1 protein-coding gene is annotated in these 432 nt (G+C 68.1%); it reads left to right on the forward strand.

Annotation, left to right across the window (positions count from 1 at the left end):
• Positions 1-432: substrate-binding domain-containing protein (locus LE190_RS21515; RefSeq protein ID WP_225240620.1), on the forward strand; the 432-nt coding region annotated here is incomplete at both ends.

Genomic DNA, 432 nt, shown 5'->3' on the forward strand with positions numbered 1-432 from the left:
TCACCGGCATCGACCAGACCGCGGAATCGCGCGCGATGCTGGAGGCCGCCGACTGCCCGATCGTGCAGATCATGGAGGTCGGGCCGAATCCGGTCGACATGATGATCGGCTTTTCGCACTATGATGCAGCGCGCGCGGCGGTTGCGCACCTGTTCGCGCAAGGCCACCGCAAGATCGGCTTCGTCGGCGCGCGCATGGACCCGCGGGTGCAGCGGCGGCTGGACGGATATGTCTCGGCCATGAAGGAGGCAGGCCTGTTCGAACAGCGCCTCGTCGTCACCACGGCGACGCCGACCTCGGTGACGCTCGGCGGCACCCTCTTCGCCGATCTGCTCGGACGCGAGCCCGGCATCGATGCGGTGTTCTGCGCCAACGACGACCTCGCGCTCGGCGTTCTCTTCGAATGCCGGCGCCGCGAGATCGCGATTCCCG

This window comes from Massilia hydrophila (assembly GCF_020208145.1).
Lineage (GTDB): Bacteria > Pseudomonadota > Gammaproteobacteria > Burkholderiales > Burkholderiaceae_D > Telluria > Telluria hydrophila.